Raw genomic sequence first — 11,277 nt, 5'->3', positions numbered from 1 at the left:
ATTGCCAGACTGAAGTGTGGCTGGAGCTCAGTCGTGTGCCCTTCCGATCTCGGCTTCGCATCCGCGCGGTGCGGCGTTGCGGCGCGGCACCGGTCGACCCCGGCGTGCTCGCCGCCTTCGACGGCGCCCTCGCGGTGCTGCGGGCGCTTGGCCACGAGGTCGAGGAGGCGCCGTGCCCCTGGGACCCCGATGAGGTCGGCGCGCTTTTCGCGACCATCTCCTCGGTCGGCGTCGCGCGTGCGGTCGCGGGTCACGCAGGCTGGGAAGGGCTCGTCACGCAGGCGATTCGCGGCCAGGCGGAGGCGGGTCTCGCACTTCCCGCGACGGCGTATCTCCGCGCACTCGATCGCATTGCCGTCCTGCGAGCCGAGCTCGGCGACTGGATCACCGCCGTAGATGTCGTGGCGACACCCTCGGCGGCCGTGCTGCCCTGGCCGCGGGAGGCGCCCGGCCCCGATCTGCTTGCCGGCATCCCGGCGGGTCCACGCGCGGCAGCGATCTATGCGACGGTCATCAACCTGGCCGCGCTGCCGGCCGTCGTGGTGCCCTCCGCCCAGGTCGACGGCCTGCCGACGGGGCTCCAGCTCGTGGGCGCGGCGTTCCGCGAGGATCTCCTGCTTGATCTCGCGGAGGCCTATGAGCGGGCGGCCCCCTGGCGGCAGCTTGCGCCGCTCTGACGGCGGTCAGCTGCCGGTGCGGCGCACCGGCAGGCCAGCGGTGTCGATGCCGGCAAGCCAGGCGGGCCCGCCATGCGCCATGAAGAGCGCGGCGGCGAGCCCGGCGAAAGCGGTCTGGACGGCGAGATCACGCTCTCCAAAGGTGCCGCGGGCCGCATTCGCGCAGATGATCACACCGAGATAGTCGTCCTTCCACAGCATCGGCGTGAACATCGAGGAGCCGGCGCGGAAGGCCTGCAGGATCTTCACGAAGCTCGCATGAAGCGTCGTGTCGTGCAGCACCATGGGCTGGCGTGTCGCCGCAACATGGCCGGGATGGCCGAGTGCGATGTCCACCAGCTCATGGTGCTGCTCGGGCGGAAAGTTCACCGGCGCGCTGATCATGTGGTGCCGGCCATCCGGCATGCGCAGGAAGACGGCGCACGCGCTGGTCACCGCCGGCGGCGGATCGTCGCGATAGGCCCGCGGCGCGAGTGCGGCGGACCGGTCGCCCAGCAGCGCCGGCAGCGTTCGAGTCACGCTCCACAACGCGTCCTCTGGGCCCTCGGCCGCCGCCGCCTCCGCCGCGACGCGGCTGAGCGCGAGCATGGCATCGTGGGAGAGTTCCAGCATGGTGCGCATCGGGTGACCTACCGCAGGAGATTGAGCTGGCCGGCGACGGCGCCCAGCGCCTCGTATTCCGAACGGATCGAGCGCGCGAAGGCCTCGCCCGTCTCGATGTTCAGCACGGCGGCCTGCTGCTGCATCAGCGTAGCGAAGTCCGGGTGCCGAGCCGCCTCGGTGAAGGCCGAGGTGAGGCGCTCGAGCCGGTCCGCCGGCACGCCGCTCGGCGCGATCAGGCCCCACCAGATGGTGATCGCCATGTCGGCGAGGCCGAGGGTTGCCAAGCCCTGGCTGCCCGGCGCCTCGGCCGAGCCTTCCGGCGTGGTCAGCATCAGACACTTCGCGGTGCCGGCACGAAGCGCTGGAACGGCACCCGTCAGGGAGCCGCCGTAGAAGGTGATGTGCCCACCGAGGAAGGCCGGCAGCGTCTGGCCCGCCCCCTGGAACGGCACCGCCGTCAGTTCGAGGCCGAGCCGGCGCCACACGCGCTCGACGCCGAGATGCATGACCCCGCCCATGCCCTCGTTGCCCCAGCTGTACTGGCCGGGATTGGCCCGGATGCGCGCCACCATCTCCTGCAGATTCGCGGCCGGAAAATCCGGCCGGGCACAGATCGCAAAGGGCGAATGCCCGACACGCATGACGGGTGTGTAGCTGTCGAGCCGGTAGCGCGCGCCGAGCGTATGCGGCGCGGCGGTGATCGGCGTGTTCCAGACGAAGCCGAGCGTGTGGCCGTCCGGCCTGGCGTCGATGACGGCCTGCGTGCCGATCGTACCGCTGGCGCCGGCCCGGTTCTCGACGATGATCGGCTGGCCGAGAGAGGAGCCGATCAACTCGACGAGCTTGCGCGCGAAGATGTCGGTGCCGCCGCCCGGATTGACCGGCACGATGATCCGTATCGGACGATCGGGAAAGCCCTGGGCCGCGACGGGCGACGCCATCCACATGAACAAACCGGCCAGGAGCGTGCGGACCAGCATGGAAAGCCTCCTTGCGTTCGACCGTGCGTCGGCGTGTCGCGGTTTTGGCTACCGCCTGTAATCAACTCTACGGCCAGACCGAATGCTTGCAAAGCGTCACCATGCGGTACGGATGCGGTCGCTTCCCGCCTGATCATGCATCGACCGCGCGGTGCGGCCCGCCGGAGGGGGCCGCTCCCTCCGGCAGTGGCGCGCGATGCGCCGGCCGGGCTCAGCTCTCCGCCGGAGCCGCGATCTCGCCGACAACACGGGCGCGAACGCGCAGGGCACCGCCCGGAAGGTAGGCAATTGGAAGGTCCTCGACATCCACGAGAACGAGGCTCTCCGGCTCCGCCCCGGCTTCCGTCGCGCGCGCGCGGGCGATCCGTTCCGCCTCCCGCAGCGCCTCCGCCCGCGTCATGCCCTGGAACACCTGGTCGGCCTCGCCGCTGACCTGCGCGATGGCGGCGCCGACCGCGTTCGCCACGGCCGCATGCTCCGGCCGCAGAACCTGTGAGATGCCGGGCAGCGTGTCGGGCACCAGGAAGGCACCGCCACCCACGGCGAGCAGCGGGACCGCGCCGGCCTCGGTCTTCATGCGGTCGGTCGCGTCCTCGAGCATCCGCGCGGCCTCCGCGAAGACGGCACGGGCGAAGCCTTCCTCGAGCCCGGCCACGCGATCCGCCTCGCCGAGGGCGAGCATGCCGAGCCGCACCGCAACGTCGCTCGTCGTCAGCTGCGCGCCGCCGAAAACGCGTGCCAGCTCCGGCAGGCGGAAGCCGACGCTGCGCGGACCGATGGCGATGCGTCCATCCGCGCCGGGCTCGACATGCGACCCGCCGCCGAGGCCGATCGAGAGCAGGTCAGGCATGCGGAAGTTCGTGCGAACGCCGCCCACCTGCACCACGGCATTGGCCTCGCGCGGGAAGCCGGCCTTCAGCGCGCCGATGTCGCTCGTCGTGCCGCCGACATCCACCACCAGCGCATCCTTCGCGCCGGTCAGGAACGCAGCTCCGCGCATGGAGTTGGTCGGCCCGGAGGCGAAGGACAGCACCGGGAAGCGCGCCGCGTGGTCCGCGCGCATCACCGTGCCGTCGTTCTGCGTGATGTAGAGCGGCGCGTCGATGCCGGCCTCCTCGAGTGCCTGGGCGAAGGCGCGCACCGTATGCGCCGCCAGCGGCGCGAGCGCGGCGTTCAGCAGCGCCACGTTCTCCCGCTCCAGCAGGCCGATGCGGCCGAGCTCGTGCGAGAGGGTGATGGCGGCCTCGGGCATCTCCTGCCGGATGATCTCCGCCGCGCGGATCTCCATCGCCGGGTCGAGCGGGGAGAAGATGCTGGCGACCGCGACGCAGGCGATGCCCGCCGCCCGCATCTCCCGCGCGGCGGCGGCGATCGCGCGTTCGTCGAGCGGCATGATCGGGCGTCCGTCGAAATCGTGCCCGCCCTCGACCATGTGCACCTGGCCGCGGACGATGGCAGCGAGGTCCTCGGGCCAGTCGCAGAGCGGCGGCAAGGTGGCGGCGGCCGGCAGGCCGATGCGCAGCGCGCCGACGCGCGCGAGGTCACGCCGCTGCACCACCGCGTTCACGAAATGCGTCGTGCCGATCATCACGCCCTGCACGCCAGCCGCCCCGATGGCGGGTGCGACGCCGCGCAGGGCCTGCTTCACGCCGGTCAGGACATCGGCGGTGGTCGGCGTCTTGACCGCCTGCAGCACGCCCTCGCCCTCGAGCAGCACGGCATCGGTGTTGGTGCCGCCGACATCGATCCCGATCCGACGCCTCATGGCGCGTTCCCCCCGGCTGCGGCGGCGTCGAAGACGCTGACGAAGTCCAGGTCGTAGCCGAAGGCGCGCGGCCCGACGAAGTCGAGCCCACGCGGGGAGAGAAATACCTTCGGCGCGCGCAGGGCAATGACGGTGACGCGCTGCCCGTAGCGCAGCGTTTCCGTCCCGATCGCCTCGCCCGTCACGCTGTCGAGCACGCAGATCAGGTCGGGCGTCATCACTCGCGGCGCCCCGTCGAGCCAGCCCACCGCCCACTCGTTCTGGAAGGCCAGGTCGAAGCCGTGGCCGCGCCAGTCATCGAGCCCGTCCAGCCTCGCCGTGCCGCGCAGGAAGCCCTCGGTGGTGCGGCGGGAGATGTCGGCGACCTTGCCGCGGAAGATCAGCCGGCCATCCTCCGCGTCCAGGATCGCCTGGACGGGGTCGCGATGCTCGCGCTGCGCGCGGCGGATCGACTCGCCGAGCGCGATCGCCTGGGTCGTGGTGTGCGGGATGCCCCAGGCCTTCACTTCCGCGCCGGTGCGCGGCGCCTTGCAGGTGGCGGCGATCGAGCCGACCTCGACGCACATCCTGCGCGATAGCCGTTCCATCCACTTCCAGCTCGGCACCTTGGCAACGATGCCCTCGATGCCGCGCGGGTCGACCAGCGACAGCGGATAGGGCTTGAGGTCGGCCACCGCGAAGCTGGTCATCTGCGCCTCGGGATAGGCGCGGCCCATCGCATCCGCATCGACCACGGGCCTGCCGAGATGCGCGGCGGCCATAAGCGGCTGGATGCCGTTGTTGCCGCCGATCTCCACCGACATGATGGCGCGGAACGGACGGCCGAGATGCTCCTCCATCAGCGTCACGGCGCGGGCGATGTTGCGGCTGTCCGTCAGCCTCTCCTGCCCGACCAGCGGCGCGCCCATGTTGGAGACCACGGCCACGAGGTCGTCATCGTCCAGGTCTTCCGGCGGCATCAGGCTGACGCGGTGGCCCTCGGCATAAAGCCGCCGCATGTTCAGCAGGCCCAGATAGGGCGAGCCCCCGCCACCGGTGCCGAGCACCCATGCGCCGACCGCCAAGGCCTCGATCTCATGCATCTGCAGTTCGCGCATCAATGTTCCGCCAGCAGCGATGCCGCGGCGCGCGCCGCGACGGAGATGGACAGCAGGATCGGGCAGGACAGCACGGTGGACAGCACCGCCTTGTCCCGCCGCGTGTAGCTCATGCAGTCGAGCAGCACGATGTCGGGCGCGGCCGCCGCCATCCGCCGCGCGGCGGCAAGGCGCATCGCGTCGTCGCCATGCGGGCGAAGCGCGACGGTCGTGACCGCGACGCCGTCGCGCATGCGCGCCCCACCCAACGCAGCCTCCTGCTCCGGCAACGGCAGGAACAGGCCGAGCCGCCCGCGCGGCAGAAGCGCGCCGGCGAGGGCGTTCAGCACCTCCGACGGCTGCACCAGCCCCGGCCGTTCGGGCAGCCCCTCGAAGTGCCCGGTGCAGGCGAGCAGCACGGGCCCCGTGGTGGCCGCCAGCGCGGTCCGCAGGCGCGCGGTGACCGCCGCCTTCGAGACGGTGATCGCCTCCCCCGACGGCAGCACGGTGAACAGCGTGTCCGCGCCATCCTGGGGCGCAAGCGCGTCGAGCTCGGCGCGCGGGATCCCGTCCAGCGCGCCGCGCAGGCGGATGGCGAGGCCCGGGACCGCGGCGCGGATCTCCTCCTCCACATCGGCCCGTGGCGACTGGCCAATGACGAACACATCGAGCACGGCGCGCGCATCCCCTGTCATGGTCACCTCATGCCTCGCTTGCGGCCCAGCAGGCCGCGCGGTGGTCCGTGCCGGCCAGCGCCGGGTCGTCCCGCGTGCAGCGGTCCATCCTGATCGGGCAGCGCGGCGCGAAGCGGCAGCCCGGCGGGATCTCCGCCGCGTTCGGAACGTCGCCGGCCAGCGGCGCCTCCGGCATGCCGGCGGGGCGCGGCGGCAGGACGGCCGCGATCAGCGCGCGTGTGTAGGGATGGCGCGGCGCGGTGAAGATCGCCTCCACCGGCCCTTCCTCCACCACGCGGCCGAGATACATCACCGCGACGCGGTCGCAGACCTGCCGCACCACCGCCAGGTTGTGGCTGATGAACAGGTAGGCGAGCCCGGAGCGGCTGCGCAGCTCCTGGAGGAATTCGAGGATCTGCGCCTGCACGGACACGTCGAGCGCGCTGGTCGGCTCGTCGAGCGCTAGCAGCTTCGGCTCGAGCGCTAGCGCGCGGGCGATGCAGACGCGCTGCTTCTGCCCGCCCGAGAGTTCATGCGGATAGCGCCAGAGGAAACTGTCCGGCAGACCGACCTGGCGCAGAAGGTCGCCGACCCGCGCCAGCACGCCGTCGCGGCCGGCGACACCCTGCACGACCAGCGGTTCGGCCACCGATGCGAAGACCGTGCGCCGCGGGTTCAGCGCGGCATGCGGGTTCTGGAAGATCAGTTGCATGTCCCGCCGCAAGGGCCGCAGCGCGGAGTCCGACAAGCCGCTGATGTCCCGCCCCTGGAACAGGATGGCGCCCGCGCTGGGCGGGATCAGCCGCAGCGCGAGCCGCGCGACGGTCGACTTGCCGCAGCCAGATTCACCGACCAGGCCGAGCGATTCCCCCGGATGCAGCGCCACGTCCACGCCATCCACCGCCCGCACCACCCGCCCGCCCTTGAGCGGATAGTGCTTGGCGAGGCCCCGCAGTTCGAGCAGCGGGGCGCTCATGCGGCGATGTCCTCGGCGCGGTGGCAGGCGACGCGCCGCCCGTCCACCTCCCGCAGCGCCGGCTTCTCGGCAATGCAGCGCGCGACCGCGAGAGGGCAGCGCGGGTGGAAGCGGCAGCCGGGCGGCGGCGCCAGCAGGTTGGGGATATGGCCGGGGATGGGGCGCGCGCGGTGGTCCGGTCGCGCCAGGTCGGGGACGGCGGCGAGCAGCCCGCGCGTGTAGGGATGGCGCGGACGGTCGAACAGCGCCGCCGCATCGGCATCCTCGACCACCGTGCCGGCATACATGACCACGATGCGGCGGCAGAGCGCGCCGATCACGCCGAGATCGTGGCTGATCAGCAGCAAGGCGAGGCCGCGCTCTGCGACCAGTTCCCCGATCAGGCGCAGGACCTGCGCCTGGATGGTGACGTCGAGCGCCGTCGTCGGCTCGTCCGCCACCAGCAGGCGTGGCGTGCCGGTCAGCGCCATGGCGATCAGCACACGCTGGCGCATGCCGCCCGACAATTCGTGCGGGTAGCGGTCGAGCAGCCGGTCGGGCTCCGGCAGGCGGACCGCGCCGAGCACCTCCGCCGCCGCGGCGCGCGCTGCCACGCGCGGACGCATCCGCTGGCCCGCCGCGCGGTCATGCGCGCGGATCACGTCGATCAGCTGCGACCCGATCGAGAAGACCGGGTTCAGGTAGGTCATCGGGTCCTGGAAGATCATCGCGACGCCATGGCCGCGCAGCCGCGCGAGGGCGCGCTGGTCCATGGCGAGCACGTCCTCCCCCGCGAAGCGGATGTGTCCCGACAGCACGCGGCCCGGCGGCGTGTCCACCAGCCGCGTGATGGAGCGCGCCAGCACCGACTTGCCGCAGCCCGTCTCGCCGACGATGCCCACGCTCTCCCCAGCCGCGACGCGCAGGTCGATGCCGTCGAGCACATGCGCGCGGCCCTCGAAGCCGTCGAAGGCAAGCCGGTAGTCGCTGATGTCGAGCAGCGCGGTCACCCGCGGCTGCTCTTGGGGTCGAGGATGTCCCGCAGCCCGTCGCCGAACAGGTTGAAGCCGAGCACCGTCAGGTAGATCGCGAAGCCCGGGAAGACCGCATACCACCACCAGTTCGGCATGTAGGTGCGCGCCACCGAGATCATCGCGCCCCATTCCGGTGCCGGCGGCTTCGCACCCAGCCCGATGAAGCCGAGCGAGGCGGCGGCGAGCATCGCCAGGCCCATGTCCATCGACGCCTTGACGATGATCGGCGACGTGCAGTTGGGCAGGATGTGCACGGCAAGGATGCGCGCATGGCTCGCGCCCACCGCGCGCGCCGCCTCGACGAAGGGCTCGTTGCGCAGCGCGAGGGCCTTCGCCTCCACCAGTCGCACATAGCCTGGCCACCAGACGATCGCGAGGGCGATGATGCCGTTCAGGATGCCCGGGCCGAGGGCCGCGACGATGGCCAGCGCCAGCACGATGCCGGGCACCGAGAGGAAGACATCGGTCACCCGCATGATCGCGGCGCGGACCGCGCCGCCGAAATACCCCGCCGCGATGCCGAGCGGCACGCCGACCACCGTCGCAGCCCCGACGATCGTCAGCCCCACCCACAGCGAGGTGCGGGTGGCGAGGATGACGCGCGAATAAAGGTCGTTGCCCATCTCGTCCGTGCCGAACCAGTGCGCGGCGGAGGGCGGCTTCAGCCGGTTGCCGAGGTTCATCGCCCCCGTCGCGTCCAGCGGATAGGGCACGATCCAGGGGCCGAAGGCGGCGAGCGCGAAGAACAGCGCGACGATCGCGAGCCCGAGCATCGAGGAAGGACTGCGCCCGAAGCTCCAGGCATAGAAGCGCAGTTGGCGCAGCGTCGCGGCGTGACGTTGCGCGAAGGACGGGCGCGTGGCGCTCACGGCGCCGTCCTCAGCCGCGGGTCGAGCACGCCGTACAAGATGTCCACGATCAGGTTGGCGATCATGAAGTTCAGCCCGATCAGCAGCGTCACGCCCATGACCGGCTTAAAGTCGCCCGCGATGGCGGAGGAGACGGCGTAGAGCCCGATCCCCGGCCAGTCGAACACCGTCTCCACCAGCACGGTGGACCCAAGCATCCAGCCCCAGCGCAGCCCGATGATCGCGAGCGTCGGTAGCATCGCGTTGCGCAGCGCGAGCACGCAGACCACGCGCAGGCGGGAGATGCCGTGCGCCCGCGCGGCAGTGACGTAGTCGGAACCGAGCACCTCGATCATCTCCGCGCGGTTCACGCGCAGGATGGAGGCGAGGCAGGGAAAGGACAGCACCAGCGCCGGCAGCACGGCGTGGGAGAGCGCATCGCCGAAGGTCGCCCACTGCCCCGACGCGAGGCTGTCGAACAGCAGCATGCCGGTCAGCGGTGGAGGGGGCGGCGTCGCGACCTCCAGCCGGCCCGATGTCGGCAGCCATTCCAGCTGCACGGAGAACAGCAGTTGCAGCAGGATGCCGAACCAGAAGGCCGGCAGCGCCACCAGCGAGACGGCGACGAAGCGCGTCGCGTGGTCCGGCGCGCGGTTCTTCAGCACGGCCGAGACCATACCCATCGGCACGCCCACCAGCACGCCGAGCGTCATCGACAGCAGGACGAGTTCGAGCGTAGCGGGGAAGTAGCGAGCCAAGTCCTGCGTCACCGGCCGCGTGGTGACGATCGAGCGGCCGAGATCGCCCTGGAGCAGGCCGCCGAGGTAGCGGACGAACTGCTCGGGCAAGGGGCGGTCCAGGCCGTATTCGCGCCGGATCGTCTCGACCATGTCGCGCGTCGCGTCCGGCCCGGCCGCGAGCGCGGCGGGGTCCGAGGGCGCGACGTTCGACACCGTGAAGGTGATGCAGACGAGGCCGAACAGCATCAGCCCCGTCAGCGCCACGCGCTTCAGGACGAAAAGGATCAAGCGCCCGGCCTCAGGCCGCGTCGATCCACATCGGATGCACGTCGATCTCGCCCGTCAGCCGCAGCGGGCAATAGGCGAAGCCGCGGACATGGTCGCGCATCAGCCAGCGCCGGTTCGCGAGCATGCCGAAGACCTCCGGCTGGAGGTCGACCACGCGCCGCTGGATGTCGGCATAAAGCTGGTTTCGCTTCGCCTCGTCCGTCTCGACCCGCGCGGCGTCCACCCAGGCGTTGACCTGCTGGTCGGTCAGGTGGTGCATGCCCCAGAAATTACCGTGCGCGCGGGTGTGGTACTTGCCCGCGATCACGTCCGGGTCGGTGGAGACTGGAGTGACGTAGACGCTGACCATGTCCGGCGCCGTCTCCGCCCGGCTGCCGCGGGAGACCATGGTCGGCCAGGGCTGGGCGACGATGTTGACGCGGATGTTGAGCGGCTGGAGCGAGTTCAGCAGCGTCAGCCCGATCCGGCGCGGATCCTCGAGCCCCTGGACATGCACGTATTCCAGCTCGAACCCGCCGCTCGCGAAGCGGCTCTGCGCCAGGAACTGCCGCGCGCGGTCGAGGTCGCGGCGCGGCATGCCTGGCACCTGGACATGGCCCGGGATCGCCTCCGGGAAGGGGCTCGTCATCAGCGTCGCGGCGCCGTTGTGGATCTGGATCAGCGCGTCGTAGTCGAAGGCATGCGCGATCGCCTTGCGGACGTTGATGTCGGCGGTCGGGCCCTTGGTGGTGTTCATGGTGATGGCGAAGGTCGTCATGCCGCGATGGTCGGCGGGGCGAATTCCGCGCGCGGTCTTCAGCTGCTCAAAATCGTCGGCTGGGATCTCGGTGATCATGTCCGCCTCGCCGCGCTGCAGCAGGGCGCGCCGCGCCGCGGGCTCTCGCACGATCCGGTAGATGAAGCCCGACAGGCGGCGCTGCTCGCCCTGCGGCCAGCCCTTCCAGTAGTCCGCCACCGCGTCGAGGTGGATGATCGACTGCGGCTCAAAGCGCCGGAGGCGGAACGGGCCGGAGCCCGCCGCGTTGGTGGTGAGCCACGCTTCGCCCCAGTCGTTGTTCGCGACATTCGCCTGCACCTGCTTAGGGTTCACGATGAACCAGAGCGGGATGAAGGTCAGGAAGCTCGGCATCGGGCGCGTCAGGGTGAAGCGCACCGTCCGCACATCCAGCGCCTGGATCGCCTCCGGCGCCAGGACGTCCTTGAGCATCCAGGCGACGCCCTTGTTCAGGCGCAGGCCGCGCTCGAAGGAATAGCGCACCGCCTCGGCATCCAGCGGGTCGCCGTTGTGGAACTTGGCATTGCCAACAAGGTGGAAGGTCCAGACGGTCTGGTCCGCGTTGGTCTCCCAGCGTTCCGCCAGCCAGGGGACGATCTGCGGCGGGTCGTTCACGTACTTCGCCAGCGCGTCGTAGACGGATTGCTGGATCATGCGCGTGGACCAGTCGTAGCGCACATGCGGGTCCAGCACCGGCACCGGCTGGCCGCCTGCGAAGACCATGATCTTGCGGTTGCCGTCGCGCTCGAAGGCGCGCGCCGGGTCCGCGGCCAGCAGCCCCGCAGCGCCGACGCCGGCGGCGATGGCGCTGCGACGGCCGATGGTGAAGTGCGTCATGTGTTGCCCTCCTGCTTGCTGTCGT

General features: G+C 71.1%; 11 protein-coding genes. 1 reads left to right on the top strand and 10 read right to left on the bottom strand.

The annotated features are described in order from the left end of the window. Window positions 1–677 (top strand): amidase family protein (locus HW577_RS04670; RefSeq protein WP_269769503.1); only part of this gene is annotated, 677 nt, incomplete at its 5' end. A 6-nt stretch (window positions 678–683) separates the two neighbouring features. Here HW577_RS04670 and HW577_RS04665 read toward each other — a convergent pair. The 10 genes from HW577_RS04665 to HW577_RS04620 form a co-directional block, all read right to left on the bottom strand. After that, window positions 684–1,298, bottom strand: coding sequence for a GAF domain-containing protein (locus HW577_RS04665; RefSeq protein ID WP_198374903.1), 615 nt, complete (start codon window positions 1,296–1,298; stop codon window positions 684–686). Window positions 1,299–1,306: 8 nt separating this feature from the next. Beyond that, complete coding sequence (locus tag HW577_RS04660) at window positions 1,307–2,260, bottom strand: Bug family tripartite tricarboxylate transporter substrate binding protein (RefSeq protein ID WP_198374902.1); 954 nt, start codon at window positions 2,258–2,260, stop codon at window positions 1,307–1,309. Window positions 2,261–2,471: 211 nt separating this feature from the next. Next, window positions 2,472–4,025, bottom strand: a complete 1,554-nt coding sequence (locus HW577_RS04655; RefSeq protein ID WP_198374901.1) for a hydantoinase/oxoprolinase N-terminal domain-containing protein — start codon at window positions 4,023–4,025, stop codon at window positions 2,472–2,474. After that, window positions 4,022–5,122 (bottom strand): DUF917 domain-containing protein, encoded by a 1,101-nt coding sequence (locus HW577_RS04650; RefSeq protein ID WP_198374900.1) that lies wholly within the window; start codon window positions 5,120–5,122, stop codon window positions 4,022–4,024. Before HW577_RS04650 ends, HW577_RS04655 begins: the two co-directional genes overlap by 4 nt. After that, on the bottom strand, window positions 5,122–5,796 hold the full coding sequence (locus tag HW577_RS04645; RefSeq protein WP_198374899.1) for an AroM family protein: 675 nt from the start codon (window positions 5,794–5,796) through the stop codon (window positions 5,122–5,124). The genes HW577_RS04650 and HW577_RS04645 overlap by 1 nt, the downstream gene beginning before the upstream one ends. A 7-nt stretch (window positions 5,797–5,803) precedes the next feature. Then, a complete protein-coding gene (locus HW577_RS04640; RefSeq protein ID WP_198374898.1) occupies window positions 5,804–6,751 on the bottom strand; it encodes an ABC transporter ATP-binding protein in 948 nt (315 codons plus the stop codon). After that, window positions 6,748–7,740 (bottom strand): ABC transporter ATP-binding protein, encoded by a 993-nt coding sequence (locus HW577_RS26420; protein ID WP_332837436.1) that lies wholly within the window; start codon window positions 7,738–7,740, stop codon window positions 6,748–6,750. The genes HW577_RS04640 and HW577_RS26420 overlap by 4 nt, the downstream gene beginning before the upstream one ends. Next, on the bottom strand, window positions 7,737–8,633 hold the full coding sequence (locus HW577_RS04630) for an ABC transporter permease (protein ID WP_332837435.1): 897 nt from the start codon (window positions 8,631–8,633) through the stop codon (window positions 7,737–7,739). Before HW577_RS04630 ends, HW577_RS26420 begins: the two co-directional genes overlap by 4 nt. Further along, entirely contained in the window at window positions 8,630–9,640 is a 1,011-nt protein-coding gene (locus tag HW577_RS04625; protein ID WP_198374897.1) for an ABC transporter permease, read from the bottom strand. The genes HW577_RS04630 and HW577_RS04625 overlap by 4 nt, the downstream gene beginning before the upstream one ends. 10 nt (window positions 9,641–9,650) lie before the next feature. Further along, on the bottom strand, window positions 9,651–11,252 hold the full coding sequence (locus HW577_RS04620; protein WP_198374896.1) for an ABC transporter substrate-binding protein: 1,602 nt from the start codon (window positions 11,250–11,252) through the stop codon (window positions 9,651–9,653). Between the last annotated feature and the right edge of the window lie 25 nt (window positions 11,253–11,277).

Source organism: Neoroseomonas rubea (assembly GCF_016106015.1).
Lineage (GTDB): Bacteria > Pseudomonadota > Alphaproteobacteria > Acetobacterales > Acetobacteraceae > Neoroseomonas > Neoroseomonas rubea.
The sequence above is the reverse complement of the archived record's forward strand: the minus strand, read 5'-3'. Positions and strand labels throughout refer to the sequence as shown.